Origin of the sequence: Micromonospora sp. HB375, from assembly GCF_017872985.1 — a bacterium.
GTDB classification, from domain to species: Bacteria; Actinomycetota; Actinomycetes; order Mycobacteriales; family Micromonosporaceae; genus Micromonospora; species Micromonospora chalcea.
Genome location: NZ_JAGGJO010000001.1, coordinates 6325653 through 6352461 on the forward strand (window position 1 = coordinate 6325653; position 26809 = coordinate 6352461).

General features: G+C 71.9%; 26 protein-coding genes. 7 read left to right on the top strand and 19 right to left on the bottom strand.

Annotation, left to right across the window (positions count from 1 at the left end; genetic code table 11):
* Positions 1–55: 55 nt before the first annotated feature.
* The 8 genes from J3R08_RS28125 to J3R08_RS28160 all read right to left on the bottom strand — a co-directional run bounded on the left by J3R08_RS28125 (position 56) and on the right by J3R08_RS28160 (position 6362).
* Positions 56–805: an SDR family NAD(P)-dependent oxidoreductase gene (locus tag J3R08_RS28125; RefSeq protein WP_043328158.1), complete on the bottom strand. Its 750-nt coding sequence runs from the start codon at positions 803–805 to the stop codon at positions 56–58.
* 118 nt (positions 806–923) lie between these two features.
* A complete protein-coding gene (locus tag J3R08_RS28130) occupies positions 924–2033 on the bottom strand; it encodes a branched-chain amino acid ABC transporter permease (RefSeq protein ID WP_209963351.1) in 1110 nt (369 codons plus the stop codon).
* Positions 2030–2920 carry a branched-chain amino acid ABC transporter permease gene (locus tag J3R08_RS28135; protein WP_043328154.1) on the bottom strand — a complete coding sequence of 297 codons (891 nt, stop codon included), beginning with the start codon at positions 2918–2920 and terminating at the stop codon, positions 2030–2032. Before J3R08_RS28135 ends, J3R08_RS28130 begins: the two co-directional genes overlap by 4 nt.
* Positions 2917–3651: an ABC transporter ATP-binding protein gene (locus tag J3R08_RS28140; RefSeq protein WP_069088018.1), complete on the bottom strand. Its 735-nt coding sequence runs from the start codon at positions 3649–3651 to the stop codon at positions 2917–2919. The genes J3R08_RS28135 and J3R08_RS28140 overlap by 4 nt, the downstream gene beginning before the upstream one ends.
* Complete coding sequence (locus J3R08_RS28145; protein ID WP_043328151.1) at positions 3651–4394, bottom strand: ABC transporter ATP-binding protein; 744 nt, start codon at positions 4392–4394, stop codon at positions 3651–3653. Before J3R08_RS28145 ends, J3R08_RS28140 begins: the two co-directional genes overlap by 1 nt.
* Before the next feature lie 3 nt (positions 4395–4397).
* Complete coding sequence (locus J3R08_RS28150; RefSeq protein ID WP_166457657.1) at positions 4398–5603, bottom strand: substrate-binding domain-containing protein; 1206 nt, start codon at positions 5601–5603, stop codon at positions 4398–4400.
* Between the two features lie 214 nt (positions 5604–5817).
* Positions 5818–6063 (bottom strand): hypothetical protein, encoded by a 246-nt coding sequence (locus J3R08_RS28155; RefSeq protein WP_069088016.1) that lies wholly within the window; start codon positions 6061–6063, stop codon positions 5818–5820.
* Positions 6060–6362 (bottom strand): DivIVA domain-containing protein, encoded by a 303-nt coding sequence (locus J3R08_RS28160; RefSeq protein ID WP_064446650.1) that lies wholly within the window; start codon positions 6360–6362, stop codon positions 6060–6062. The genes J3R08_RS28155 and J3R08_RS28160 overlap by 4 nt, the downstream gene beginning before the upstream one ends.
* Before the next feature lie 283 nt (positions 6363–6645).
* Between J3R08_RS28160 and J3R08_RS28165 the strand changes: the two genes are divergently transcribed.
* Complete coding sequence (locus J3R08_RS28165; RefSeq protein ID WP_069088015.1) at positions 6646–6873, top strand: GntR family transcriptional regulator; 228 nt, start codon at positions 6646–6648, stop codon at positions 6871–6873.
* 264 nt (positions 6874–7137) lie between these two features.
* Here J3R08_RS28165 and J3R08_RS28170 read toward each other — a convergent pair whose 3' ends face one another.
* Positions 7138–8256, bottom strand: a complete 1119-nt coding sequence (locus tag J3R08_RS28170) for a glycerophosphodiester phosphodiesterase (RefSeq protein WP_209963353.1) — start codon at positions 8254–8256, stop codon at positions 7138–7140.
* Between the two features lie 106 nt (positions 8257–8362).
* Here J3R08_RS28170 and J3R08_RS28175 point away from each other — a divergent pair, with 106 nt between their 5' ends.
* Both J3R08_RS28175 and J3R08_RS28180 read left to right on the top strand, forming a co-directional pair.
* Positions 8363–9697 (top strand): TrkH family potassium uptake protein, encoded by a 1335-nt coding sequence (locus tag J3R08_RS28175; RefSeq protein ID WP_113973481.1) that lies wholly within the window; start codon positions 8363–8365, stop codon positions 9695–9697.
* Positions 9687–10355 carry a TrkA family potassium uptake protein gene (locus J3R08_RS28180; protein WP_113973482.1) on the top strand — a complete coding sequence of 223 codons (669 nt, stop codon included), beginning with the start codon at positions 9687–9689 and terminating at the stop codon, positions 10353–10355. The genes J3R08_RS28175 and J3R08_RS28180 overlap by 11 nt, the downstream gene beginning before the upstream one ends.
* 62 nt (positions 10356–10417) lie before the next feature.
* Here the strand turns inward: J3R08_RS28180 and J3R08_RS28185 are convergent, their stop codons facing one another.
* From J3R08_RS28185 to J3R08_RS28215, 7 genes are all read right to left on the bottom strand, one after another.
* Positions 10418–12040, bottom strand: coding sequence for a serine/threonine-protein kinase (locus J3R08_RS28185; protein ID WP_064446654.1), 1623 nt, complete (start codon positions 12038–12040; stop codon positions 10418–10420).
* A 71-nt stretch (positions 12041–12111) separates the two neighbouring features.
* Complete coding sequence (locus J3R08_RS28190; RefSeq protein ID WP_199496069.1) at positions 12112–13644, bottom strand: fused MFS/spermidine synthase; 1533 nt, start codon at positions 13642–13644, stop codon at positions 12112–12114.
* A gap of 60 nt (positions 13645–13704) precedes the next feature.
* Complete coding sequence (locus tag J3R08_RS28195) at positions 13705–14742, bottom strand: hypothetical protein (protein ID WP_064446656.1); 1038 nt, start codon at positions 14740–14742, stop codon at positions 13705–13707.
* A gap of 184 nt (positions 14743–14926) precedes the next feature.
* The gene (locus J3R08_RS28200) at positions 14927–15736 is read right to left on the bottom strand and encodes an inositol monophosphatase family protein (RefSeq protein ID WP_113973484.1); all 810 of its coding nucleotides are present in this window, start codon (positions 15734–15736) and stop codon (positions 14927–14929) included.
* Positions 15729–16181: a response regulator gene (locus J3R08_RS28205; protein WP_043328130.1), complete on the bottom strand. Its 453-nt coding sequence runs from the start codon at positions 16179–16181 to the stop codon at positions 15729–15731. The genes J3R08_RS28200 and J3R08_RS28205 overlap by 8 nt, the downstream gene beginning before the upstream one ends.
* The gene (locus tag J3R08_RS28210) at positions 16178–17905 is read right to left on the bottom strand and encodes an ATP-binding protein (RefSeq protein ID WP_064446848.1); all 1728 of its coding nucleotides are present in this window, start codon (positions 17903–17905) and stop codon (positions 16178–16180) included. Before J3R08_RS28210 ends, J3R08_RS28205 begins: the two co-directional genes overlap by 4 nt.
* A 32-nt stretch (positions 17906–17937) precedes the next feature.
* Positions 17938–19131 (bottom strand): PP2C family protein-serine/threonine phosphatase, encoded by a 1194-nt coding sequence (locus J3R08_RS28215; RefSeq protein WP_064446658.1) that lies wholly within the window; start codon positions 19129–19131, stop codon positions 17938–17940.
* A 311-nt stretch (positions 19132–19442) separates the two neighbouring features.
* On the opposite strand from J3R08_RS28215, the gene J3R08_RS28220 reads away from it, so the two are divergent.
* Positions 19443–21821 carry a M28 family peptidase gene (locus J3R08_RS28220; protein ID WP_209963356.1) on the top strand — a complete coding sequence of 793 codons (2379 nt, stop codon included), beginning with the start codon at positions 19443–19445 and terminating at the stop codon, positions 21819–21821.
* Between the two features lie 553 nt (positions 21822–22374).
* A complete protein-coding gene (locus tag J3R08_RS28225) occupies positions 22375–22614 on the top strand; it encodes a hypothetical protein (protein WP_147265155.1) in 240 nt (79 codons plus the stop codon).
* A 99-nt stretch (positions 22615–22713) separates the two neighbouring features.
* Here the strand turns inward: J3R08_RS28225 and J3R08_RS28230 are convergent, their stop codons facing one another.
* The 3 genes from J3R08_RS28230 to J3R08_RS28240 form a co-directional block, all read right to left on the bottom strand.
* Positions 22714–22968 (bottom strand): Smr/MutS family protein, encoded by a 255-nt coding sequence (locus J3R08_RS28230; RefSeq protein WP_064446661.1) that lies wholly within the window; start codon positions 22966–22968, stop codon positions 22714–22716.
* 59 nt (positions 22969–23027) lie between these two features.
* Positions 23028–23390, bottom strand: a complete 363-nt coding sequence (locus tag J3R08_RS28235) for a M48 family metallopeptidase (protein ID WP_018787684.1) — start codon at positions 23388–23390, stop codon at positions 23028–23030.
* 89 nt (positions 23391–23479) lie between these two features.
* The gene (locus tag J3R08_RS28240) at positions 23480–24250 is read right to left on the bottom strand and encodes an ROK family protein (RefSeq protein ID WP_069087764.1); all 771 of its coding nucleotides are present in this window, start codon (positions 24248–24250) and stop codon (positions 23480–23482) included.
* A gap of 85 nt (positions 24251–24335) precedes the next feature.
* On the opposite strand from J3R08_RS28240, the gene J3R08_RS28245 reads away from it, so the two are divergent.
* Together J3R08_RS28245 and J3R08_RS28250 are read left to right on the top strand one after the other, a co-directional pair.
* Positions 24336–25973, top strand: coding sequence for an ABC-F family ATP-binding cassette domain-containing protein (locus tag J3R08_RS28245; RefSeq protein ID WP_069087765.1), 1638 nt, complete (start codon positions 24336–24338; stop codon positions 25971–25973).
* 38 nt (positions 25974–26011) lie between these two features.
* Complete coding sequence (locus tag J3R08_RS28250; protein WP_043328117.1) at positions 26012–26329, top strand: hypothetical protein; 318 nt, start codon at positions 26012–26014, stop codon at positions 26327–26329.
* The last annotated feature ends 480 nt before the right edge of the window (positions 26330–26809 follow it).

The window sequence follows — 26809 nt, forward strand, 5'->3', positions numbered from 1 at the left end:
TTTCTACCAGGGGTGGCAGACACCAGGAGCGGACCGGGCGGCGGGTGACCTCTTGTCAGCGGCCGAGGACGGAACCGCCGTTGACGCCGAGCACCTGCCCGGTGACGTACCCGGCGGACGGGCCGACCAGGTAGCTGACCGCCGCCGCGATGTCGTCCGGCACACCGGCCCGGCCGACGAGCGTGGCGGCGACGCGCTTGGCGTGCCCCTCGGGCGTCATCCGGTCGCCGAAGAACTCGGTCTCGGCCACGTAGCCAGGGCTGACCACGTTCACGGTGATCTGGTCCGGGCCGAGTTGGGCGGCCAGGTCGTACGCCCAGCCGTGCAGCGCGGCCTTCGCGGCCGAGTACGGCCCGCCGCCGCCGCGCTGCGCGGCGATCGAGCTGAGCAGGACAACCCGGCCGCCGGGGCGGCGCAGGGCGGGCAGCAGCGCCTCGGTGAGCAGTACGGCGGTGAGCACGTTGGCGTCCAGGTTGGCCCGCCACCAGTCCGCCACCCCGCCGAGCGAATCGGTGGACCCGCCCAGGAATCCACCGGCGTTGTTGACGACGGCGTCCACGGCGCGCTCACCCACGGCGTCCACGACCGCGCCGACCTGCCCCGGATCGGTCAGGTCGGCGACGACGGCCGTGACCGCCCCGTCCCGCCCGCTCTCGGCACCGATCCGGCGTGCGGCGGCGTCGAGCACGTCCCCCCGCCGCCCCACCACGAGAACGTCGAACCCGTCCCCGACGAGCCCCCGCGCCACGGCAGCCCCGATCCCGGTCCCACCCCCACTGACCACAGCCAGCCGCCGCTCCCCCATGACCGCTCCCCTTCCCCGCTCCCCGCTCTCCCCGTTGATCAAGGAGTTTGCGTCATCCTAACCGCGAAATCAGGACACAAACTCCTTGATCAACGGGGTGGAGGGAGGGGGCCGGAGGTCAGCGGGGGCGGTGGAGGGCCTTCAGGAGGGGGGTCACGCGGGAGCGCAGGCTGGCCAGGCCGCCGGGGAAGAAGTAGACGGCCAGGATGAACACGGTGCCCAGGACGAACAGGGGCTGGCTCAGCGGGTGACTGAGGAACGCGGGCAGGCTGTTCACCGCGTCGCTGCTGCCGAACGCGGTGAGCCGGTGGTCCAGGTACATGTAGAGGACGCCGCCCAGCACCGGCCCCCACCGCGTACCGGGACCGCCGAGCACCACCATGACCAGCAGCGACAGCGTCAGCTCCGACGAGGTGATGTGCGGGCTGGCGCCGCCGACGATCAGCACGTAGACCACCCCACCGGCCGACGCGAGCCCACCGGCGAGCGTGAACGCGACGAGCTTGAACCGGTACGGGTCGAGCCCGAGCACGCCGATCCGCCGCTCGTCGTCGCGCAGACCAGCCAGCACCCGCCCGGTCGGCGAGGCGCTGACCCGGTGCACGACTAGGACCACTATGGCCAGGTACGCCAGCGCCAGCCAGTACAGGTTCACCGTGTTGGTGACGCCCACGAGCGCCGACGGCAGCCCGGACACGTCGAGCGGCAGGCCCTCCTCGCCGCCGGTGAGGCCGCCGAAGTCGCGGGCCACCAGGATCGCCCCGACCTGCGCGAACGCCAGCGTCACCATGGCGAACGCGATGCCGACGGTGCGCAGCGCCACCGCGCCGAGCAGCGCGGCGAGCGTGGTTCCGCCGATCACCGTGAGCACGGCGGCCTGCCACAGCGGCAGCCCGGCCTTGGTGACCAGGATGTCGGTGCCGTACACGCCGGCGGCGAAGTAGAGGGCGTGGCCGAAGGAGAGCATTCCGGTACGCCCGAACAGCAGGTCGTATCCGGCCGCGAGCCCGCCGAAGACCAGGCAGATGGCGAGCAGTTGCAGCGTGCCCGGCGAGTTCAGCGGCCCCTCGAAGATCCCGGGCAGGTTCAGCGTCGAGTACGGCAGGATCGCCGCCACCACCAGGGCCACCAACGGCAGGTACGGACGCAGGCCGTGCCAGCGGGAACGCCCGGGGGTCAGTTCGTCGGGCACCTGCGCCGGAGGCGCGTCGACCACCGAGTTGGTCATGCGTGAGCCACCTTTCCGGCCAGGCCCTGCGGACGCAGCAGCAGCACCACGGCGAGCAGACCGACCACGCACAGGTCGCCCAGCCCGGACGTGCCGTAGTAGTTGACGAACTGTTGCAGCAGCCCCACCGCGACCGCCGCGTACGCGGACCCGACCACCGAGCCCATCCCGCCGATCACCACCACGATGAACGCGAAGATCAGCAGCGAGCCGCCCTGCCCCGGCGAGACGGTGCCGAAGTAGACGCCGCCGAGCGCGCCGGCCAGCGCGGCGGCGGCCCCGCCGATCGCGAAGACCAGCGTGAACGCCTTGCGCACGTCGATGCCGAGCGCCGTCACCATCTCCCGGTTCTCCACGCCGGCCCGGATGATCAGGCCGTACCGGGTCCAGCGCAGGAACGCCAGCAACGCGCCGAGCACCACAGCGGCGGCGACGATCAGCAGCAGCCCGGCGTTCGGCACCTGCGCGCCGAGCACCGACGTCACGTTCCGGCTCCACTCCGGGCGCGGGAACGGTCGCGGGTCGGCGCCCCAGGTGGCCTGGAGCAGCGCCACCCCGGCGAGCGACAGGCCGACGGTGACGAGCACCTGCTCGATGGTGCGGGAGTAGAGCGGCCGGATCAGCACCAGCTCCACCAGCACGGCGACGAGCGAACCGGCCAGCACGCCGAAGACGACGGCGAGCACGAAGCCGAACCCGTCCGGTCCGGCGCCGGGCAGGTTGCCCGAGGCCCACCACGTCGCGTACGCGCCCACGCCGAGGAACAGCCCGTGCGCGAAGTTGAGCACGTCGGCGAGGCCGAACACCAGCGACAGGCCGGAGGCGACGAGGAAGTAGAGCGCCGCCAGGCCCAGCCCGGTCAGCGTCAGCAGGACCACGGTGTTCACGCGTGCACCTCCCCGGAGCCAGAACCCACACCGAGCAACGACTTCGTCAACGCGGTCTCCAGCAGCAACTCCTGGGCGTCACCGGTCCAGGCGACCTTGCCGGCGGAGAGCACCACCGCGTCGGTCGCCAGCCGCCGTACCACCGCCAGGTTCTGCTCGACCAGCAGCACCGGCACGGATTCCGCGACCCGTTCCAGCACCTCGGCCACTTCGGTCACCACCTTCGGCGCCAGCCCTTTCGTCGGCTCGTCGACGAGCAGCAGCCGGTTGTCGTTGAGCAGCACCCGGCCGATCGCGAGCATCTGCTGCTGCCCGCCGGACAGCGAGCCGGCCCGTTGCCGTCCGCGCCGCTCCAGCTCCGGGAAGAGCGAGAAGACCTTGTCGTACGCGGGCGCGACACCGCGCCGTTCCGCGAGCCGCAGATTCTCCGCGACGGTGAGCCCGGCGAAGACGCAGCGGTCCTCCGGCACGTAGCCGAGGCCGTCGCGGACCAGCCGGTGGGTGGGGCGGGCGAGCAGGCTGCGCGCCCCCATGCGTACGCTGCCGCGCACCTCGCCGCCGCGCGGCGTCAGCCCGACGATCGCGCGCAGCGTGGTGGTCTTGCCGACGCCGTTGCGCCCGAGCAGCACCGTCACGCCGGTCGGCGCGACCTCGAACGACACGCCCTGGAGGATGTGCAGTCCGGCGATCCGCACGGACAGGTCCGCCACGGACAGGACAGGTTCGGTCATCAGAGCGCCTCCCCCAGGTACGCCTCCTGCACTGTGGCGTTCGCCATCACCGTCTCCGGGGTGTCGCACGCCAGCAGCGCGCCGTGGTGCATCACGGCGATCCGGTCGGCCAGTTCCAGGATCACGTCCATGTGGTGTTCCACCATGAGCACCGCCCGGCCGCTGTCCCCGGTCAGCGACTTGATCACGCTGACCAGCTCGGGCACGTCCTCGGCGCTCACCCCGGCCATCGGCTCGTCCAGCAGCATCACCCGGGGCTCCCCGGCGAGCAGCAGCGCGATCTCCAGCTTGCGCTTCTCGCCGTGGGCCAGGGTGCCGGCGAGCGCCGTACCCCTGTGGTGCAGGCCGACCCGGTCGAGCGCCGCGTCGGCGGCGGCGGCCACCTCCCGGTCGGCCGCCGCCCGCCGCCACAGCTTCATCGAGCCACCCCGGTGTGCCTGTACGGCGAGCCGGACGTTCTCCCGCACGCTCAGCGAGCCGAAGACCGAGGACGCCTGGAAGGTACGCCCCAGTCCGAGCCGGGCACGCCGGTGCGGCGCAAGCGCGGTGATGTCCGCGCCGTCCAGCAGGACCGTGCCCTCGGTGGGCCGGCGCAGGCCGGTGATCAGGTTGAACAGGGAGGTCTTGCCGGCGCCGTTGGGCCCGATCACGCCGAGGAACTCCCCCGGCGCCAGATCGAGGTAGACGGAGTCGACGATGGCGACCTCACCGATCCGCCAGGTCAGACCGCGGGTGGCGAGCATCGGTCAGCCCTTCATCTGCGCGACCGGCGGCGCGCTCTCGTCACCGGTGAGCGACTTCTGCGCGGTCGCCGTGAAGGTGGTGCCGCTGCCGGAGAGCTTCGCCTGGTACATCGGCTGGAGCAGGGCGTGGTCCTCGGCGCGGATCTTCATGGTGCCCTTGACGCCCTCGAACTCCCAGCCCTCCAGCGCGGTGACCATCTTCTCCACGTCGTCGCCGCCTTCCTGCACGGCCCGGACGACCATCTGCGCGGCGGCGAACCCGTCCGGGTGGAACAGGTCGAGCGTGCCGCCCGGCACCTTCGCCTTCGCGGCCTTGGCGGCCTCGGTGTCGCTGGCGCCGTCGAAGTAGTGCGACAGGAACGAGATCTTGCTGCCGGCCGCGCCGAACGTCGGCCACGAGGCGCGGATGTCCAGGCCGGTGACGACGGTGGTGGAGGCGAGGACGCCCTGCTGGTCGAGCGTCTGCCACATGGCGCCGGCGGTGGTGCCGGCCCAGGCGACGAAGAGCAGGTCCGGCTTGGCGGCCTTGATCTGGCTGGCGAACGGCGTGAACTCGGTGGCGCTGGCCGGGGCCCGCACGCTGCTCACGTTCGCGCCCGCGCCCCCGATGACGGCCTTGACGGCGGCCTCGTTCGCGTCGCCGAACGCGCCGTCCTGCGCGAACACCACTACCTTCTTGCCGCCCGCGTCGCCGATGAACGACCGGGCGGTCACCACGTCCTGCCACGACTGCCGGCCGGAGCGGAACGTGTACTTGTTCGCGCCGGTCACCGCGTCGGTGGCGGCCGGGCCGGAGATGAACAGCACCTTGTTCTGCGCGGCGATCGGCGCGACCTGGAGCGCCACCCCGGAGGAGGTGGACCCGGCGATGATCTTCGTACCCTTGCCGATCAGGTCCTTCGCGGCGGACACGGCCTTGGCCGGGTCGCCCGCGTCGTCGGCCTCGGTCACCTCGATCGTGCGGTCACCGACCTTGCCGGTGCCCTTGGTGGCGAAGTCGAGGCCGGCCTTGAAGCCCTCGATGTACTGCTTGCCGTAGCTGGCGAGCGGCCCGGACTGGGAGTAGACCAGACCGACCTTGACCGGGGCGGCGGCGTCGCCGCCGCCGGATGCGGTGTCCTGCGGGCTGCCACAGGCCGTGGCGGCCAGAACGACCGCCACCGAGGTGGCGGCGGTAAGGAACACCCGTCGCGTGTGCCGGATCGTCATTGCGACTCCAGGTGAGGACAGGGGGAATGTCAGTTGTCGGCTCACGCTAGAAGTGACGTCACCCACGGGCTATGTGGTCGGCGCACACAAGTGCCCGGGACGGGATGGCCGCTCGTTACAACGCCGGACATCGGCACGTAACCGCGCCGACCCGGGATGGCCGCACCCACCACGCGCACCTCGCCGGGAATGTCGGCCCACGCCATCGCGCCGGTCACCGCCCGCCGCATTCCCCGTCATGGTCGGCCGCCCGTGCGCATCGCCGGCCACCGTCACGCGGCCGGTCGCACCAGACCCAGTGGCGTACCGACTGATCGTCCTCCCGCGACACGGTCGTCCCGGCGCGCTCCACGTCGGCCAGGAACCCGAGCGCCCGGCAGATGGCCCGCGCGAACCCGCGCGCGCCGTCGAGGTCGGCCGCGAGAACCGGCAGGTGTACGACGAACCGCTCCCGGCTCACCGCTGCGCGCCCGGCGTGAACCGGGACTGCCAGCTCTTGAGCGCCGCCTTGATGCGGGTGTTCTCCTCGGCGTACCGGGACGCGTCGCGCCGGGCCAGCGCCAGGTCACCGGCCACCCGGTAGAGGAAGGCGTGCACCTCCGCCGGGTCGAGTCCGTGCCGCACGGTGCGGAACTTCCGCTCGCGGATCTGCCCGACGCTCAGCGGCCGGCACGACTCCGAGCGGTACCAGCCCTGGTTCGGCGGCCTCCGGGTCCGGTTACGCCGCGCCGACTTGAACAGGTTGAGCACGTTTCGCACGCCGATCCTCCTCACCGAGCCGTGGAGGCGGCCCGCCCGCAGACAGGGGACGCGGGCGGGCCGCCGACCCCGAGACCGCAGCCCGTTCGGCGGTACGACCCCGGAGCCCAATCCGGGTCCGACTCCCGAGGTTTGCCGAACCAACCGGAGCCGGACGCGACTCAACCTACACCAGTATCTGGTTATGCGCGAGCCTCCACCCTCGACGCGCTGGGCAACTTGTTGCAGTTACTTGTGCAGGTAGGGCAGGATCGGATTCGCCGAACCAACCGGAGTCCCCACCATGCCCACAGCAGAAGCACCGTTCCGCCGTATCGCCAACGACATCGCCGCAAAGATCAAGAGTGGCGAGCTGAAGCCGGGCGACCGGCTGCCCTCAACCCGCGAGTTGGCCGAGTCCTACGGCGTCCACATGAACACGGCCTACCGGGCGATGTCGTTGCTGCACGATCGCGAGCTGATCACCGGCCAGCCCGGCCGAGGCACCTACGTAGCCGAACCCCCGGCCTGATCAACTCCACTACGCCGAGGTGGCGGCATCACCCCGCCCCGCCCCGCCGATCTTGGAGTTGTGGCGCCTCAGATGCCCGGTTCACCGCTTACGCGAGGCACCACAAGTCCAAGATCGATGGAGCGGCCCGAGATCTTGGTACGGGATGGCCCCTCGGAGGGCCGTTTCGTACCAAGATCTCGGGAGCGGGCGAGCGCGACGGACCCCGGCACGCTAACGGGGTGCCCGCCGGAACGGCGAGCACCCCGTGAACAGGAGCAGGGGTCAGCGGCCGGCTCGGGCGGCGACCGCCGTGTCGGGGTGGTCGCTGAACACGCCGTCCAGGCCCAGGTCGAAGAACAGCTCGTACTCGGACGTGATGTCACCACGCGCGTTCGGGTCGGCACCGATGCGGAAGTCCACCGGCAGGAACTGGTTCTCGGCCCGGAACGTCCACGCGTGCACCACCAGCTTCTGCCGGTGCGCGTCACGGATCACCGGGGTCGGCGCGAGCAGCCGTCCGGCGGAGTCGCGGGGCACGATCAGGTTCTTGTTCAGGCCGACGCCGTCGGCGTACCGGGAGATCCAGGCCAGTCCGGCGGGCGTGGCCAGGTCCGCGTAGGTCCGCTTGTCGCCGCCCGCGACGAAGTCGTAGGGCGCGCCGCTGGCGTCCATGAGCTGCACCAGCCGTACGTCGATCATCTTGTCGAGTTTGCGCAGGTTGGCGGTCTCGAAGCTCTGCACGAACACCGGGTCGGCGCGGTGGGTGAGCCGGTTGCGGCGCAGCACCGCCACCAGCGGCTCCTCCAGCGGGCGGCCGATCGAGGCGAAGTAGGTGGGGTGCTTGGTCTCCGGGTAGACGCCGATGGTCCGGCCGCGGGCCTTCGACTCGGCCCGCGCCAGGTCGATGACCTCCTGGAACGTCGGGATCTCGAACCTGCCGTCGAACGCGGTGTTCGCGACCCGCACCTGCGGCAGCCGCTCCTTGGCCCGCAGCGTCTTCAGCTCGGCCAGCGTGAAGTCCTCGGTGAACCAGCCGGTGACTGTGACCCCGTCGATGGTCTTCGTCGCCTTGCGAGCGGCGAACTCGGGGCGGGCGGCCACGTCTGTCGTACCGGAGATCTCGTTCTCGTGCCGCGCGACCAGGACGCCGTCCCTGGTCGCGACCAGGTCCGGTTCGATGAAGTCGGCGCCCTGCCGGATGGCGAGCCGGTAGGCCTCCAGGGTGTGCTCCGGGCGGTAGCCGCTCGCGCCGCGGTGGCCGATCACGATCGGCCGCTGGGTCGCGCGGGTCTGCTCGGCGGCGCGGTGGTCCGGGCCGGCCTGGGCGGCCACGGCCGGCACCACCACAGCCGCCGCGAGCAGCGCGCCGGCCACGCCGAGGGCGGAAAGGGTACGTCGCAACGCCGTCTCCTGTCGTCGATGGGTACGCACAGCAGACCGGGCGCGGTTGACCGCCAGTTGGTCGGTTCCTGACCTGCCGGTGAATCTCCGGACGGAAGATGACGGGATGCGCCGCCTGCTCCGGAAGCCCGTGCGGCTGGTGCCGTTGGGGTTCCTGGCGGTGATCCTGGTCGGCACCGGTCTGCTCATGCTGCCCTGGGCCACCAGCGAGGAGCGGTACACCCCGTTCGTCACCGCGCTGTTCACGTCCACGTCGGCGGTGTCGGTGACCGGGATGGCGGTGACCGACACGCCGAACTACTGGAACGGCTTCGGGCTCGTGATGATCACCGTGCTGACGCAGCTCGGCGGCCTGGGCATCCTGACCGGGGCGTCGCTGGTGATCCTGGCGGTCTCCCGCCAGCTCGGCCTGCGCAACCGGCTGCTCGTGCAGGCGGAGACCGCCGAGTTCGGCCTCGGCGACGTACGCCGGCTGCTGTTGCGCATCGCGGCGACCGTCTTCGTCACCGAGGCCCTGATGACGGCGGTGGTCGCCGCGCGCCTGTTCCTGGCGTACGACTACCGGCCGGGCCGGGCGCTGTGGTCGGCGGTGTTCCACTCGGTGCAGGCGTTCAACAACGGCGGCTTCGCGCTCTACTCGGACGGTCTGATCGCGTTCTCCCGCGACGGCTGGGTGGCGCTGCCGCTCAGCATCGGCGCGATCATCGGCGGGCTCGGTTTTCCGGCGCTGTTCGAGGCGGTACGCGAGTGGCGGCAGCCGGCGCGCTGGGCGGTCGCCACGAAGCTGACCGTCTGGGGCAGCGTGGTGCTGACCGTCTTCGGCGTCGCATACCTGCTGATGGCCGAGTGGGGCAACCCGTTCACGATCGGCACCTACGACGTGCCGGGCAAGCTGCTGGCGTCGTTCACCCAGATCGCGTTGAGCCGTACCGGCGGCTTCGACGTCATAAACGTCGGGCGGCTCACCGACGAGAGCTATCCCATGCTGATCGGCCTGATGTTCATCGGCGGCGGCAGCGCCAGCACGGCCGGCGGCATCAAGGTCTCCACGTTCTTCCTGCTCGGCTTCGCCATCTGGGCCGAGTTGCGGGGCGAGCCGGACACCACTGTCGGTCGCCGCCGGGTGGCGGCGGCCAGCCAGCGGCAGGCGCTGACCGTGGCGCTGCTGAGCGTGGCGCTCGTGGCGGGCGGGACGGTCGGCCTGATCGGTTTGACCTCGCACGTGTCGTTCTCGGCCGCGTTGTTCGAGGTCACCTCCGCGTTCAGCACCACCGGCCTGACCGTCGGGGTGTCCGGGCAGCTCTCCCCACCCGGTCAGTACGTGCTGATCGCGCTCATGTACATCGGCCGGGTCGGGCCGCTCACGCTCGGCTCGGCCATCGCGTTGAACACCCGTCGACGGCTGTACCGCTACCCGGAGGAGCAACCCATTGTCGGCTAGACGCCCGGAGGAGACCGGCATCGCGGTGATCGGCCTGGGCCGGTTCGGCTCGCGCCTCGCGGACTCGCTGTCCCGGCTCGGTTACGAGGTGCTGGCGATCGACCACGACCCGGCGCGGGTCCAGCACTGGTCGGCCGACCTCGACCGGGTGGTGCAGGCGGACACCACCGAGGAGGTGGTGCTGCGCCAGCTCGGGCTGGCGGACTTCGGCCGGGTGGTGGTCGCGATCGGGGCGTCGCTGGAGGCGAGCGTGCTCACCGTACTGGCCCTGGCCGAGCTGGGGATCGAGCAGATCTGGGCGCGGGCCACCTCGGAGAAGCACGCCAAGATCCTGCACTCGGTCGGCGCGCACCACGTGGTCTTTCCCGAGGCGGAGACCGGTGAGCGGGTGGCGCATCTGATCGTCAGCCGGATGCTCGACTTCATCGAGTTCGACGACGACTTCGCCATCGCCAAGGTCAAGGTTCCGGCGCCGCTGGTCGGGCGGTCGCTGCGCGACATCGCGCCGCAGGACCGGTACGGCGTGATGGTGGTGGGTGAGAAGCAGGCCGGGGAACGGTTCCGGTACGTCGGACCGGACACGGTGCTGGAGGCGGACAGCGTGCTCATCGTGGAGGGCGGCATCACCCAGGTGCAACGCTTCTCCGCGCTGGCCTGACCGTCAGTCCTTCTTCGGGCCCTTGACCTTGCCCTTGCCCGGCCCACCCCCCTTCGACTGGTCTACTGTGCTTTTCCCTTGGGGCCCTCCTTGCCCTTGCCGGGCTTCGGTGCGGCCTTGGGCTTCGCCGGTTTGGGCTTCGCCGGCCCGCTCTTGGTGGTGGTCTTCGCGGTGGTCTTGGTGGGCGACTTGACCGGCGTCTTCACCGGCGGCGCGGTGGTGGGCGCCGACCCGGCGATCCCGGACACCTGCACGCCGCAACTCTTGCCGCCGACGGTGAACTCCACCGGCAGCGTGTTGCTCCCGGTGTAGCGGCCGGCCAGCGTGAGCTTCGCCGAGGCGCCGGGCGCCAGCGCCGGGGTCGCGGTGGGCGCGGGAATCGACACGGTACGCCCCTCCTGCCGGGCCGGCGGCTGGGCCGTGGTGACCGTCTGCTTGCCGGGGAACGTGAAGTTCATGGTCCAGCCGCGCAGTTCCCGGTCACCGGTGTTGGTGAGCGTCAACTCGGCGGAGAAGTCCTTGCCGGTGTCGCGGCGCAGCGAGTAGTCGACGGCGCAGGGCGTCGGCTCGGGCAGGCTCATCCGCGCCTCGGTCGGCTCGACACCGCCGCTGGCCGGGCTCCGCGACGTCAGTCCCCACATCGTGGCGGTCACCGCGATCAGGCCGACGGCGGCGACACCGGCCTCCACCTTGCGCCGCCGCGCCACCGCCCGCCGCGTGCGGGTACGCACCGCCGAGAACGGCAGCGCGTCGGTCTCCGCCGACCACGGCAGGATCGTGGTGCCCGCGTTCTCGGCGAGCGCCGGGTCCATCCGGCCGAACGCCGGTGACACCGGCACGATCGCCGCGATCCCTGCGGCCTCGGCGAGCGTACGGGCCACCTCGGCGGTCGCCGGGCGGTCCTCGGGGCGCTTGGCCAGGCACCGCTGCACCAGCGCGGCGACCGGCTCGGGCAGGCCCGGCACCGGCGGCATCGGGTCCGGGTCGCGGTACATGTGCGCGCGCAGCATCTCGGTGGTGGTGCTGGCCTGCCACGGCAGGCGGCCGGTCAGCATCCGGTAGAGCAGCAGCCCGACCGCGTACACGTCGGTGGCGGGCGAGACGTGCCCGTTGTCCAGCCGTTCCGGCGCGAGGTAGGCCGGCGTGCCGAGCAGCGCGCCGTCCGGCCCCTTGTCGCTCTCCCCCACCAGCGCCGAGATGCCGAAGTCGACGACCTTCACGCCGGTCGGGGTCAGCATGACGTTGCCCGGGGTCACGTCCCGGTGCACCACGCCACGGGCGTGCGCGGCGGCCAGCGCCGAGGCGACCTCCGCGCCGATGGTCATCGCCTCCCGCCAGGGAAGCTGCCCGTCGCGGCCGAGCCGCCCGCTGAGCGGACCGCCGTCGACAAGTTCCATGACCACGTACGGCACGGTCAGGCCGACCTGGACCGACTCGCCGTAGTCGTACACGTTTGTGATGTTGGGGTGGCACAGCCGCGCGGCGGCCTGCGCCTCCACCCGGATCCGGTGCCGGAACGCCTTGTCGCTGGCCAGCCGTGAGGCCAGCACCTTGACCGCCACCTGGCGGCCCAGCACCTCGTCGTAGCCGCGCCAGACGACCGACATGCCGCCCGCACCCAACTGCTCGACGAGCCGATAGCGCTCGCCGAGCAGTTGCACGCCGTTCCTGACCGGTCCACCCATGGTCGGTCCTGTTGCCCGAAGTGGGCCCCGGTACACCTCAGCGGTCGGAATCGGTCAGGAAAGTCACCCGTTCAGGCGGTCGCGAGGAGTTGGTCCACCGGCGCGTAGTCGTCGGTGAGCACCATCGCGTCGCCCACCCATCCGGTCACCGCCGCCTCGTCCATCAGCTCGGCCCGCTCCGGCAGCAGCTTCAGACCGGGCGGGATCGCGGCCAGCGGCAGCGGCGCGTCCGAGGCGACGATCACGAAGTTGGCGCCCTGCTCCCCGTCGATCGCGCCGGGCGGCGCGATCAGCGCGACGTGCGCGAACTCGGCCTTCACCGTGGCCAGCTCGGCCCGGATGAACCGGCCCGGCGGGTAGTCGATGACGTTCTGCACGTAGATCCCGTCCGGGCGCAGCACCCGCCGGATGTCGGCGGCCATCTCCCGGGTCGCCAGGTGCCACGGCACCACCAGGTGCCCGAACGCGTCGCCGACGATGAAGTCGCGGCTGTCGGTCGGCTCGCCGCGCAGCAGCACCCGCGCGTCGCCCACCTCGGCGCGCATCTTCGGGCCGGTGCGCAGGCCCAGCTCCCGCCGGTCCAGCTCGACCAGCCCGCCGTCCAGCTCGAACACCAGGTTGTCGGTGCCGGGCCGGGTCGCGGCCAGGTAGTTCGGCACGGTGAAGCCGCCGCCGCCCAGGTGCAGCGCGTCCATCGGCTGCTTCGCCGGCCGTGCCACGTCCGCGACCAGGCCGATCCACTGCGTGTACGCGTACTTCAGGTGGTTCGGCTCGTTCAGGTCGACGTAGGAGTGCTCGGCCGAGTTGAGGTAGAGCGTGCGTCCCTGCGGCCACGACGGGTCCACCTCGACCCGGGCGCAGTGGTACGCGGTCTCCACGTCGCACGGGTTCGGCGCGGCAGCGGTGAGCCCCGCCGCGGCGAGACCGAGCAACGCCAGCGCGGCCTTGACCCGGCCCGGCGTGGACGGCCCGCCGGCCCCGGCCTGCCGTCGCAGCCACACGCCGAGCCCCAGCCCGGTCACCCCGAGCGCGGCAGCGAGTCCCAGCACGATGACGGAGCTGGACAGCGCGGCCACCAGCACGAAGCCGGTGCCCAGCGTGGCGGTGATGCCGCCGAGCGTGCCGATGCTGGACAGCTTGCCCACCACCTGGCCGGTACGGCGCAGGTCGGCGAGCTGAAGCTTCACCACGAGCGGGGTGATCCCGGCCAGCAGCGCCGCCGGCAGCACCACGGTGAGCGCGGTCAGCAGGAGCACCGCGCTCGCCGCGCCACCGCGCAGCACCTCACCGGCGTACCTGACGATCGGCAGCGTGACGGCGGTGGCGATGCCGGCCAGCACCAGCGCCGGGGCGAGCAGGGTACGCGGGTCACGCCGGTCGGCGAGCCACCCGCCGAACCACGCCCCGTAGGCGATGGCGGCCAGCGCCATGCCGATGACCGAGCTGGTCACCTGGAGCGTCACCCCGACGTACGGGCCGACCAGGCGCAACGAGACGGTCTCCAGCACCAGCACCGCGCCGCTGGAGAAGAAGACGAGGAACGCGGCGAGCCCGTTCGGAAGGGCCCGCGGCGGAACCGGGGCGTCGGCCGCCGGTTCCGCCATGACGTCGGACGATGTGCTGCTCACCGTGGCGATGGTACGCAGCGCCGCCGGCGGGCCGCGTCAATACATCGAGATGTGAACATGGTTTGTGTGGTCCGCAGCCGGGCTGCCGCCACCGCTGTACGCGCGCCAGCCGGTGTTCGGCATCCAGATCTGCCGATACCAGATGACGTACATGATGCCGAGCCGGTTCGCGTTGTTCTTCGCCCAGGCGGCGAGGCTGTCGCCGTACGCCTTGTCGCCGCCGGTGGCCGTCTTGTCCTCGAACCCGCCGCTGGCGGCGGAGAAGTCGCAGGCCCGGCCCTTGGGGTGCTCGCCGCCGCCGCCGCTGCGGTGACACGAGGCGTAGCGCTTGTAACCGGCCGCCTTGGCCTGCTGGAGCATGTGCAGCGTGCGCGGCGTGATGCAGCCGGACGCGGGCGTCGGGTCGTCCACCGAGCACGACTCCGACGGCCACGAACCGTCCGAGTTGCGCGGCGCGGGCTTCGCCGACGAGGAGGTGCCGTTGAACCCGGACCCGGCGCCGGAGCTGACCTTCGCCAGCGCCACCTCGGCGTCCTTCTTCTTGCGGGCCTGCACCGCGACCTGCTTGGCCTGCTCGCGCACCTCGGCGTCGATGGCGAGCTTCGCCTCGGCCGCCTGCGCCTTCGCGTCGGCCAGCTCCCGCAGCCGTTTGCTGTCCCGCTGGGCCATCACGTCCAGCTCGGCGGCGCGCTTGAGGAAGTCGTTCGGGTCGGCGCTGGCCAGCAGCATCGACGTCGCGGTCAGCCGGCCCATCCGGTACGACTGCGCGGCCACCTCACCGGCCTGCGCGCTGAGCCCGACGAGGCGTACCTCGATGTCCTTGAGCTGGGTGTCGAGCGCCTTCTGCCGGCGCTTGGAGTTCTCCAGCTTGTTCTGGGCCTCGATGTGGCCCTTCGCCGCCGCCTCCAGCGCCGCCCGCAGCTGCTTGCTGCCGCCCTCGTTCGGGGCGTTCGGGCTGGGTACGGCGGCGGCCGGCCCGGCGGCCACGCCGGAGCCGAGAAGCACGGCCAGCGCGGCGAACGCGGCGAGCAGCGACCGCCGGGCGCGCCGGCCGGTAGAGCTGGTCCTGGGCACGTGATGGTCCTTCCGTCGACCGCCGGCCCCCGTACACCGAGCGGCGTCTCCGCCGGCGCCGGTCGGCGGCCTGCTGGCGGAGACCGCCGGTCACGATACCGGAACACGCGCGACACGCCAGGCCGGAGACGGCGTACGGCGGCTGGCGTCGACGCAGCGTGCCGTGGCCGTCGCGCAGCGCCGCTCAACCACCCAGCAGGGCGGCGCTCACCTCGTCCCAGACGTCCGGGCTGGCCGCCACGAGCAGTCCCGTGCCGTCGTCGGCCGGGTGGTAGTCGGCGCCGTCGAAGCGGCGGGCCACACCGCCGGCCTCGCGCACCAGCAGGGTGCCCGGCGTGTGATCCCACGGCAGGGTGCGCCAGAACAACACGAACTGCTGCGCGCCGGTGAGGATGTCCAGGTACTCCCGGCCGGCGCAGTGCTGGCCGGGCAGCAACTCACCGATGCGGCGCCCGCCCTCCTCCACCCGGCGGCGGAAGTCCGGCGGCAGGAACTTCGTCGCCGCGGTGCCCCGCAGCGCGCCCACCCGCGGCTCCGCCGGCGGCGTCCGCAGCGTCGCTCCGTCCAGCCGGGTGCCCGCGCCGAGCCGGCCCGCCGCCATCGTGCCGTCCAGCGGGTCGTACACCCAGGAAGCCACCGGTACGCCGTCCGTGAGCAGCGCCGCCATCAGCGCGAACGGCCGCCGCCCGGCGGCGAAGTTGGAGGTGCCGTCGACCGGGTCGACGAGCCATACGTCACCGCTGCCGCGCAGGTGCCGCAGCAGGTCCGGGTCCTCGGCGACGGCCTCCTCGCCGACCACCACCGAACCGGGCAGCAACTGACGCAGACCCTCGGAGATCAGCGCCTCGGCCTCCCGGTCGGCGACAGTCACCACCTCGCCGGGCGCCTTCTCGGAGATGTCTGCCTCGTCGAGCCGGCGGAACAACGGCACGACGACCTTCGCCGCCGCCTCCCGCAGCAGCGCGCCGACGTCGTCCAGCAGCGGGTCAGCCACGCGGAGGCAGCTTGACCACGCTGACGAAGAACTCGTCGATCTGGCGGACCACCGAGATGAAGCGTTCGAAGTCCACCGGCTTGGTCACGTAGGCGTTGGCGTGCAGCTGGTAGCTACGCAGGATGTCCTCGTCGGCCTGCGAGGTGGTGAGCACCACGACCGGGATGCGGCGCAGTTCCCCGTCCTTCTTGATCTCTTCCAGCACCTCCCGGCCGTCGCGCCGGGGCAGGTTCAGGTCGAGCAGGATCAGGTCGGGCGTCACCGCGTCCGCGTACTGGCCCTCACGGCGCAGGTACGCGAGCGCCTCGGCGCCGTCGGAGACGACGGTGAGGCGGTTGCGGAGCTTGTGCTCCTCGAACGCCTCCTGGGTCATCAGCACGTCGCCCGGATCGTCCTCGACGAGCAGGACCTCGATCGGGCTCTTGCCGTCCGCGGGCGCGGTCATCCCACCGTCTCCTTCATGCCACCGTTTGTACCGTGTCCGTCCGCCTCCGCGGGCGGCTCTTCGCGTGCTTCGCCGTCCGGCTGACGCCCGACGGCCGCCGGGTCACCCTCGGCGGCCTCGGCCTGCTCCCCGGCCTCGGCCACCTCCGCCGCCTCCGCCGCCTTGGCGGCCTCGATGTCGGCCTCCAGCGCGGGCAGCGTGAACCGGATCGTGGTGCCCTCGTCGGCGTCGGTGTCCACCCAGACCCGGCCGCCGTGATACTCCACGATCTTCTTGACGATCGCCAGCCCGATGCCGGTGCCCGGGTACGCGTCCTTCGAGTGCAGCCGCTGGAAGATCACGAAGATCTTGTCGGCGAACTCCGGCTCGATCCCGATGCCGTTGTCCCGGCAGCTGATCTCCCACTCGCCGTCGACCAGCCGCGCCGACACGTGCACCTTCGGCGGCACATCCGGGCGGCGGAACTTCACCGAGTTGCTGACCAGGTTGACCAGCAGGTTGGTCAACAACGGCTCCTCGCCGCGGATGGTCGGCATCTCGCCCCAGGTCAGCTCCGCGTCGGCGTACTGCACGGCCGCCTCGGTCTGCCCCGCCACGTCGCCCATCACCTTGTTCAGGTCGACCTCGGTGAAACCGGTGGTCAGCCGGCCGATCCGGGAGAACGCCAGCAGGTCGTTGATCAGCCGCTGCATGCGCTGCGCGCCGTCCACCGCGAACGCGATGTACTGGTCGGCGCGCTCGTCGAGCTGCCCGGCGTACCGCCGCTGCAGGAGCTGGCAGAAGCTGGCCACCTTGCGCAGCGGCTCCTGCAGGTCGTGCGACGCGACGTACGCGAACTGCTCCAGGTCACGGTTGGAGCGGGTCAGCTCCTCGGCCTGCTTCTGCAACTGGCTGTTGACCCACTCGATGCGCTCCCGCGCCTCGCGTACCTCGTCCAGCTCGCGGGCGATCTTCATCCGCATCTGGTCGATGTCCTCGGCGAGGCGGCGGAACTCCGGCGGCCCGGACCCCTCGATGCGGTGCCGGTAGTCGCCGTCGGCCACCTCACGCACCTGGCCGACCAGGGCGGCCAGCGGGCGGATCAGGATCCGGTCCAGCGAGAGCAGCATGACCACGCCGGCCGTCGTGACCACCAGCGCGGCGATGATCAGCAGCACGACAAGCGTGTTGCTCGTCGCGTTGACGCGGTCGGCGGTCTCCTGCCGGACGGTGAGGATCTCGTCCTGGAGCGTGTTCACCGACGAACGGATGCCGTCGAACTGCTGCCGCGTCGCGTCGGTGATCAGCGCCTGGCCCGCCGCCGCGCCGTCCCGCTCGACCGTGCTGATCACCGGCTCGGCCACCTGGCTCCGCCACTGCGCGGTCTTCTGCTCCACCACGTCCAGCGACCGGCGCACGTCCGGGTAGTCGGCGGAGAGATCGCGGATCGAGGCGGCCAGGCTCTGCTCGCGCTTCACGCCCTCCTGGTACGGCTCCAGGTCGGTACGGTCGCCGTTCACCGCGTACCCGCGCACCGAGGTCTCCTGGTCGAGCAGCGCGCTCATCAGCTCCTGCGCCTGCACCCGCAGCGGACCGGTCTTGAGCAGCACCGCGTCGATGTTCTGGCGGTTCTGCGCGGCGACCGCCGCCTCCGCGCCGGCCAACCCGAGCAGCAGCACCACCACCACGCCGAGCAGCGCGGCCACCCGCCGCCGCAGGGTCCACCCCTGCTGGTACGCCTTCACCGGTTCCTCCCCGTCGCCCTTCGCGCTCGCGCTCACCGGCCGCTGCCCCGCGTGACCAGCAACATCGCCACGTCGTCGGCCAGCGGGCCACCGTTTATCTGCTCGGCGCGCCCCACCAGCCAGGCGGGCAGCTCGGACAGCGGCACCGCCCGGTTGGCCGGGTCGGCGAGCAGATCGGTCAGACCGGGCACGTCGAGCCGTTCGTCACCGCCGTCCACCCGGCCCTCGATGAGGCCGTCGGTGTACATCAGCAGAGACCAGTCGTCGGTGTCGAACTCCAGGTCGAAGGCGATCGGGCGGCGCGGCCGTACGCCCAGCAGCAGCCCACCCCTGGCCGGCACCGGCGCGACAGTGCCGCCGCTGAGCAGCAGCGGCGGCGGGTGACCCGCGAGGCGTACGGTGGCCCGCGCCGACGCCAGGTCGAGCCGGGTGGTGGCCACCGTCGCGAAGATCTCCTGGAGGCGGCGCTCGCTCATCAGCACCTGCTCCAGCGCGGGCAGCACCTCGTCGTCCGGCACCCCGGCCAGCACCAGCGCCCGCCAGGCCACGCGCAGCTCGACGCCGAGCGCCGCCTCGTCCACACCGTGCCCGCAGACGTCGCCGACGATCAGGTCGATCCGGTCCGGCCGGGTCTGCACCACGTCGTAGAAGTCGCCGCCGATCAGCGCGGCGTGCCGGCCGGGCCGGTAGAACGTGTGCACCGACACCTCGTCGGTGGTCATCAACGGCTGCGGCAGCAGGCCGCGCTCCAGGCGGGCGGACTCGGCCTGGCGCAGCTCCACCTCACGCAGCCGGCGGGCGTTCTCGTCGGCCCGCTTGCGCTCCACCGCGTACCGCAGCGCCCGGGTCAGCAGGACCCCGTCGACCTGGCCCTTGACCAGGTAGTCCTGCGCGCCCTCGGCGACCGCGACGATGCCCAGGTGCTCGTCGGACCGGCCGGTCAGCACGCAGACCGCCGCGCCGCTGGCCATCTCCAGCACCCGGCGCAGCCCGTCCAGGCCCTGCGCGTCCGGCAGGCCCAGGTCGAGCAGGACGCAGTCCACGCCCATCACCCGCTGCCGGGCCTCGCTGAGACTGGTCGCCACCAGCAGGTCGATCATCGAGTTGGTCTCGGCGAGCAGCTCGCCGACCAGGAAGGCGTCGCCCTCGTCGTCCTCGACCAGCAGCACCCGTAGCCGCTCGCCCGGCGGTACGCCGCCGTGCAGCCCTGCCCCGGCCGACGGCACGTGGACGGCGCCCGACGCGCCGGAACCCCGCTGCGGTCGGGTAACCGCCGCGAGTCGCGGGAGTTCGCTGGTGATGTCGGGCTCCTTCCGAATGCCCTGCTGATCCTGACTCAGACCACAGTCATACACAACGCGGCCGACACCGGCGCGGCGGAGCGGGTGACCGGTCCACCTCCACAGCGGCACGGTCGACAGACGATGTTACGCCGGGAGCGCTGTCACGCCCGCAGCGCACCGTCCGAGGACTGCCGCCGCAGCCCCCGGGGGTGCAGGATGATGCCCACCCCGTTGATCCACCCCGAGGAGTCCCCGTGGGCGCACCCCCCACCCGTCCCGCCGACCGGGCGCTCACCAAGCCCCGCCGCCGGCTGACCAGCGCCGTCGCCGCGCTGATCGCGCTGCTCGCCGTCGGGGCGGGCGTCCTGGTCGGCCTCTCCACCCCGGCGCCGGCCCCGGCGGACGCGCCCGAGCGCGAATTCAGCGCCGCCCGGGCGTACCGGAACGTCGAGGTGATCGCCGCCGAGCCGCACGTGGCGGGCAGCGCCGCGAACGACCGGGTACGCGAGCACCTGGTGGCGACGCTGCGCGGGCTGGGCCTGCAGACCGAGGTGCAGGACGCGGTCGCGCCCGAGGCCGGGCAGCTGTCCGGCGCGGCCGGCGGGGCCACGCTGGCCCGGGTCCGCAACGTGGTGGCCCGGCTCCCCGGCACCGACCCGACCGGGAAGGTGTTCCTGGTCTCCCACTACGACTCGGTGCAGACCGGGCCGGGCGGCAACGACGACGCCGCCGGCACCGCCACGATCCTGGAGGTGGCACGGGCGCTCACCACCGGCCCGCGCCCCCGCAACGACATCGTCTTCGTGCTCACCGACGCGGAGGAGGCGTGCCTGTGCGGGGCCGCCGGGTTCGCCGGCGACCACCCGCTCGCCCGTGAGGGCGGGGTGGTGCTCAACCTGGAGGCGCGCGGCTCCACCGGCCCGGTGATCATGTTCGAGACGTCCCGGAACAACGCGAAGCTGGTCGAGGTGTTCGGCAAGGCCGCGCCGCACCCGGTGGGCACCTCGTTCGCGGTGGAGATCTACCGCGCGCTGCCGAACGACACCGACTTCACCGCGTTCCTCGACCGCAAATTCGTGGGCCTGAACTCGGCGTACATCGACGGCGGCGCGATCTACCACACCCCGCTGGACGTGCCGGCCCGGGTGGACCGGGGCAGCCTCCAGATGCACGGCGACAACGCGCTCGGCCTGGCCCGCGAATTCGGCCGCACCGACCTGGGCGACCTGCGCGCCGGCCACGACGACACCTACTTCCCGGTGCTCGGCGGCCTGGTGAGCTACCCCGGCTGGCTGACACTGCCGCTCGCCGTCGCCGCGCTGCTCGCCGTCGGCGCGCTCGGCTGGCTCCTGCGCCGCCGGGGCCGCGCCACCGCCGGCACGCTCGCCGCCGGCTTCGGCCTCACCCTGCTGCCGGTCGTCGTGGCGCCGCTCGGCGCGTGGCTGCTCTGGGCCGCGATCACCACGATCCGCCCCGGGTACGCCGAGCTGCTCGACCCGTACCGCCCGGTCTGGTATCGGCTCGCCGTGGTGGCGCTCTCCGCCGCGGTGCTGTTCTGCTGGTACGCGCTGCTGCGCCGACGGGTCGGCCCGGCCGCGCTGGCGTTCGGCGGGCTGGCCTGGCTCGCCGTGTTCGGCGTGCTGCTGGCGGTGGCGGTGCCCGGTGGGGCGTACCTGACGACACTGCCCGCCCTGGCCGGCGCGCTCGCCGGTTTCGCCGCGCTCGCCACCCGGCGCGACGGACCGTGGCCGGTGGTCGCGGTGACACTCGCCGCCGCGGTGGCGGTGGTGATCCTGCTGCCGCCGGTGGTGCTGCTGTTCCCGGCGCTCGGCATGGGCATGGGCGCGGTAGCCGCGCTCGTCGCGGTGCTGCTCGGCCTCGCCGTACTCCCGGTGGTGGACCTGCTGCACCCCCGGGCCAGCGGCCAGCGCGGCCTGCTCGCGCTGCGCGCACGCCGGCTCGGCGCGCTGCCCGCCGCGGCCGCCGCGCTGGCGGCGGTGGTGCTCGCCGGGGTCGGCCTCGCCGTGGACCGCTTCGACGCCGCGCATCCCGTGCCGACCCACCTGATGTACGCGCTGGACGCGGGCACCGGGAAGGCGGCTTGGCTCACGCGCGAGGAGAAGCCGCAGCCCTGGACCGACGGCTACGTCGACCGGAGCATCGCGGTGGCCGACGACTTCCCCGGGCTGGGCAACGGTGAGATGCGCGCCGGACCGGCCGCCGCGGCGCCCCTGCCCGCCCCGAAGCTGGACCTGCTCTCCGACACCCGCACCGGTGACCAGCGCGTGCTGCGCCTGCGCGTGACGCCGCAGCGGCAGGTACGCCTGCTCACGCTGCACGTCGACACCAGCACCGCCACCGTGCGGTCCGCCTCGGTGGCCGGGCGGGACGTGCCGGTCGAGCCGGGCGACGGCAGGTGGGGGTTCGGGATCGTGTTCCACGCCCCGCCGCCGGACGGTGTCGAGGTGACGCTGACGCTCGTGCCCGGCGCCGGGGCCGTTTCGGTGCGCGCGATGGACGCCAGTGACGGGCTCTCCGGGGTGCCCGGGTTCCGGGAGCGGCCGGAGGGTGTGGGCGTGGTCGGCTCGCACAGCTCGGAGATGCTGGCGGTGGCGCGCACGTACCCGCTCTGACCGCCACTTACTTGCACCACCTCGCCGAAGTGGCGGTATCCCCGCGCCGGGATACCGCCACTTCGGCGTACTGGAGTGGATCAAGACTAGAGCAAGCCGCGCCCGATCGTGCTGACAGCGATGGGGCGGCCGGTAAACGGCCTGATGTTGAACGGCACTCTCCCCCGACTGCGCCATTAGCCATCCAGGAGTGCCTGAGCGCAACAACCAGGAAATGCTTACGAGCGGTAGCGCTTCGTGACAGACATCATGCCCTTGCGCCCGCTCATCTTCCTCGATAGCTTGCTACGAGCAACGGGCACCGGCCGCTCACGGAAGGTGTGTGGCCCAACTATCGGGGGATTCCTTGCGTCTGATTAAATTGCGGTCCGCTGTTGCGTCGATTCTCATAGCCGCAGGTCTGGTTGGAGTCGCGTCTCCTGCGAATGCCGCCGCAACCGCTTACCTGACCAAGTCGACGAAGCTTGCGCGGATCCCGGCGGAGGGCATGGCCACTGCGTGCATCTCCAGGCAGATCCAGCTCGCCTCGGGTACCTACTCGTGGGGTCACGTCATGCTCAACCAGGAAGGCTATCAGGAAAGAAGTATCTATCTTACTGCCGCGAACTACAACTGGAAAGAGTGCATTGATCCGCGTTCCGGATACTACACTCTCACCGGCTCCCTGCAAGTTATCGTAGACTCGGACCCCCTTCCGGCGGCCCACCTCGAACCGCTCGATATTGATATCCGCGGCATGAGCGATGAAGACCAGAATTGGACCTGGGGTAGCTACATAAACCCCAAGTTCTGACACGGACGGCGGCACGTGCCGGAGCACCCGGAAACGGCATGATCTTGCTTTCGGCCCCCTCTGAACGACCCAGGACGCAGGTCAGGGGGCATGCCGGTTCTACTTCCAGCGGAAATGCACGAACAAACGGCCGAAGTTCTTCGAGTCCTTCTCGACCCGGTGGTAGAGCTGCTTCACGTCCTTCTGGTCGAGGAACCGCAGCACCTTCTTCTTCAGCGCGCCCGACCCCTTACCCGGGATGATCTCCACGAGCGTGGCCTTCTTCGCCACCGCCTCGTCGATGATCCCGCGCAGTGCACGATCGATGTCGTGGCCCTTGTTGTAGATGTCGTGGAGGTCGAGCTTGAGCTTCACGGTCCCATCCTAGGTACGCGGAAGGGCAGCCCGGGCGGGCTGCCCTTCCGCGTGATCAGTCAACGGCCGACCTTGCCCTCCACCCGGCGCAGCGCGGTGGCGTAGTCGGTGTTCGTCGAGTACATCGCGGCCGCGATGCGCAGGTGCCGCAGCGCGTCCACGGGCCGGTTCATCCGCTCCAGCGTGCGGCCGAGCACGTGGTGCGCGTAGTGGTCGCTCGGGTCCCGGTCGACCAGCTCGCGCAACTGCTCCTCGGCCCGGTTGAGCTGGGCCGACTGGAAGTAGGCGCGGGCCAGCAGCTGCCGGACCGACGAGTTGTCCGGCTCGGCCTCGATGATCGGTTCGAGCAGCCGGGCCGCTCCGGTCGGGTCACCCGCTTCGAAGAACATGGTCGCCCGCCGGTACTCCGCCAGAAGATCCACTCGACCCACCTCCTCGTGTCGCGCCAGGCCCTTGGTCCGACGCTGGCACAACACCGGCGGGAGCGCGAGTGTTCCTGCGGGGCGAAAGATCAGGTTGTGGGGTCGTACCGGCCGCCGACCAGGTCCCAGGCCCGGACACCGCCGACGATTCCGGCAGTGTTCGGGACGATCACCACGTCATCGCCCATCCGGGCCACCTGCTCGGGCCGGATGAGCCGGGAGTTGCCGCCGCCGAGGTACAGCCGGTCCCAGCGGAACACCGGCCGCAGGCCGTCCACCACCTGCCGGATCCGCCGGGACCAGAACGCGTCGCCGAGGCGCCGCCGTTCCGGCTCCCCCACGTACGTGTCATAGGTGGTGTTCCACCGCACCGGCGCGTGCGACAGCTCCAGGTGCGGCGCCAGCACCCCGCCGTCGAACAACGCGCTGCCCAGCCCGGTACCGAGCGTCAGCACCAGCTCGCAGCCGGTCCCGGCGACCACGCCCGCGCCGTGCACCTCGGCGTCGTTCAACACCAGCGCCGGCACGCCGAAGGCCTCGGCCAGCGCGGTACGCGCGTCGTACCCGGACCACTCGGCCAGCAGGTCCGGGTCGACGCGGCTGCGCGGCCCGGACCGCGTCACATAGTGCGGCGTGGCCACCACGACGCCGTGCCGGATCATGCCGGGCATGCCGACGGTGAGCCGGTCCGCCGTGGGCAGGCGGGCGCCGAGATCCAGCAGCGTCTTGACGAACAAGGCAGGCGGCAGCGGGTACGGCGTGGGCACGCGCAGCGGCCGGGCGCGCATGGTCCCGGCGGCATCCAGCACGGAGGCCTTGATCCCGCCGCCACCGCAGTCGATCGCCAGTGTGGTCACCACGGCTGTGAGTCTCCCTCAGATCGGTGCCGCCGCGAGCGTGGGTCGCGGTAATCCGGATGCGCACGCCGGTAGGCTCGGTGCCCTGATGAGCGCCACGTTGATCGCCAAGGACCTCACCGCCGGCCACGGTGACCGCCTCCTCTTCGAAGACCTCGACCTGGTCGTCGCGCCCGGCGACGTGGTGGGGCTGGTCGGGGTCAACGGCGCGGGGAAGTCCACGCTGCTGCGTACCCTCGCCGGGCTGGTCCCACGCGAGCAGGGCACGGTCTCGCTCAGCCCGCCCACGGCAACGGTCGGCTACCTGCCGCAGGAGCCGGAGCGCCGGCCCGGCGAGACGGTCCGCGAGTTCCTGGCCCGGCGCACCGGGGTCAGCGCCGCGCAGGCCGCGCTCGACGCCGCCACCGAGGCGCTCACCGCCGGGGCGGCGGGCGCCGACGACGCGTACGCGAATGCTCTGGAACGCTGGCTCGACCTCGGCGGCGCGGACCTGGACGAGCGGGCCGCGCAGGTGGCCGCGGAGCTGGGTCTCGACGTCGGCCTGGACCACCCGATGACCGGCCTGTCCGGCGGGCAGGCCGCCCGCGCCGGGCTCGCGTCGCTGCTGCTCAGCAGGTACGACGTCTTCCTGCTCGACGAGCCCACGAACGACCTCGACCTGGCCGGGCTGGACCGGCTGGAACGCTTCGTCACCGGGCTGCGCGCCGGGACCGTGGTGGTCAGCCACGACCGCGAGTTCCTCACCCGCACCGTCACCCGGATCGTCGAGCTGGACCTGCATCAGCGGCAGGTCAACCACTTCGGCGGTGGCTACGCGGCCTATCTGGAGGAGCGGGAGGTGGCGCGCCGGCACGCCCGCGAGGAGTACGAGGAGTACGCCGACACGAAGGCCGGCCTGGAGGCGCGCGCCCGCACCCAGCGGGCGTGGATGGAAAAGGGCGTCAAGAACGCCCGCCGCAAGGCCACCGACAACGACAAGATCGGCCGCAAGTTCCGCACCGAGTCGACCGAGAAGCAGGCCGCGAAGGCCAAGCAGACCGCCCGGCTGATCGAGCGGCTGGAGGTGGTCGAGGAGCCGCGCAAGGAGTGGGAGTTGCGGATGGAGATCGCCGCCGCGCCCCGCGCCGGCGCCGTCGTGGCCTCGCTGCGAGGAGCAGTGGTACGCCGTGGCGGCTTCACGCTCGGCCCGGTGGACCTGCAGATCGACTGGGCCGACCGGGTGGCGATCACCGGGGCGAACGGCTCCGGCAAGAGCACCCTGCTCGCCGCGCTGCTCGGCCGGCTGCCACTGGACGAGGGGCACGCCGCGCTCGGCCCCGGCGTGGTGGTCGGCGAGGTCGACCAGGCCCGGGGACTGTTCCTCGGCGACCAGCCGCTGCTCGACGCGTTCGGCGCCGCCGTACCCGATCTCGCCCCGGCGGACGTGCGGACGCTGCTGGCGAAGTTCGGGCTGCGCGCCGACCACGTGCTGCGGCCGGCGGCGACGCTGTCCCCCGGCGAGCGGACCCGGGCCGCGCTGGCGCTGCTGCAGGGGCGCGGCGTGAACCTGCTGGTGCTCGACGAGCCGACCAACCACCTCGACCTGGCCGCGATCGAGCAGCTCGAATCGGCGCTGGCGAGCTACCCGGGCACGCTGCTGCTGGTGACCCACGACCGGCGGATGCTCGACGCGGTGAGCGTCAACCGGCGGCTGCGCGTGGCGGACGGACGGATCGCCGAACACTGATCCATGCCGAGTCGCGCGTGCGGGTCCACAATGAGCGCATGCTCAAGTGGGAGTACGCGCTGCTGGTCCGTCGTCGTCAACCCGCGTCGACCGACCTCGGGTTCGAGGTCGTCTTCATCTGGTACGGCCCGGACGGCTCCATGATCGACGTGACACCGTACGGCGACACCGCGCTGGCCCACCTGAACCGGGCCGGTGACCAGGGCTGGGAACTGGTCGCGATGAGCGAGGACCCGTCGCTGCCCGGCAACAACGAGCTGCACCGCTACCACCTCAAGCGCCCGAAGGCAGCGGCCGCCCAGCCGCGCCAGCGGATGCGCAGCTCCCGCACCATCCGCCGAACCCTCTCCCCCTGACCCTCCTTCCTCCTTCCCTCTCTCCCTCCCTCCCGCCACACCCCCCCCGCCCCTCAGCGCGTCGATCTTGCAGTTGCGGCCCCCGTCTGCCCCTTTTGCGAGCTTGGCCCGGGCCACAACTCCACGATCGACAGCGCCCACCCCCAAGCCTCACCGTCGGAGCGTGCACCCCGGCCCGAAACCGGCGGTGATCAAGGAGTTCGTGTGGACGTCGCCCTCGAAAAAGGACACGAACTCCTTGATCAACGGGGTGGGGGGTGGCCTCTCGCGATCGAGGAGTTCGGGTCCATCCACGCCGACGCCAGCACGAACTCCTTGATCCCCGAGTCGCGGGAGATCTTGGAAGGAAAGTGCCCCCATGACGGCCGAAATCTTCCAAAATCTCGGGCGCGCCCCGGTGACCAAGGAGTTTGTGTCCTCGCGGGCGTCTTCTGGTGACACAAACTCCTTGATCAACGGGGTGGGGCGGGGCGGACGGCG

Excerpts from the sequence above, each read along its gene's own strand:
- J3R08_RS28125 (WP_043328158.1), bottom strand. The coding sequence starts at position 805 with ATGGGGGAGCGGCGGCTGGCTGTGGTCAGTGGGGGTGGGACCGGGATC.
- J3R08_RS28130 (WP_209963351.1), bottom strand. The coding sequence starts at position 2,033 with ATGACCAACTCGGTGGTCGACGCGCCTCCGGCGCAGGTGCCCGACGAA.
- J3R08_RS28140 (WP_069088018.1), bottom strand. The coding sequence starts at position 3,651 with ATGACCGAACCTGTCCTGTCCGTGGCGGACCTGTCCGTGCGGATCGCC.
- J3R08_RS28145 (WP_043328151.1), bottom strand. The coding sequence starts at position 4,394 with ATGCTCGCCACCCGCGGTCTGACCTGGCGGATCGGTGAGGTCGCCATC.
- J3R08_RS28150 (WP_166457657.1), bottom strand. The coding sequence starts at position 5,603 with ATGACGATCCGGCACACGCGACGGGTGTTCCTTACCGCCGCCACCTCG.
- J3R08_RS28165 (WP_069088015.1), top strand. The coding sequence starts at position 6,646 with ATGCCCACAGCAGAAGCACCGTTCCGCCGTATCGCCAACGACATCGCC.
- J3R08_RS28175 (WP_113973481.1), top strand. The coding sequence starts at position 8,363 with ATGCGCCGCCTGCTCCGGAAGCCCGTGCGGCTGGTGCCGTTGGGGTTC.
- J3R08_RS28185 (WP_064446654.1), bottom strand. The coding sequence starts at position 12,040 with ATGGGTGGACCGGTCAGGAACGGCGTGCAACTGCTCGGCGAGCGCTAT.
- J3R08_RS28190 (WP_199496069.1), bottom strand. The coding sequence starts at position 13,644 with ATGGCGGAACCGGCGGCCGACGCCCCGGTTCCGCCGCGGGCCCTTCCG.
- J3R08_RS28205 (WP_043328130.1), bottom strand. The coding sequence starts at position 16,181 with ATGACCGCGCCCGCGGACGGCAAGAGCCCGATCGAGGTCCTGCTCGTC.
- J3R08_RS28225 (WP_147265155.1), top strand. The coding sequence starts at position 22,375 with ATGCTCAACCAGGAAGGCTATCAGGAAAGAAGTATCTATCTTACTGCC.
- J3R08_RS28245 (WP_069087765.1), top strand. The coding sequence starts at position 24,336 with ATGAGCGCCACGTTGATCGCCAAGGACCTCACCGCCGGCCACGGTGAC.
- J3R08_RS28250 (WP_043328117.1), top strand. The coding sequence starts at position 26,012 with ATGCTCAAGTGGGAGTACGCGCTGCTGGTCCGTCGTCGTCAACCCGCG.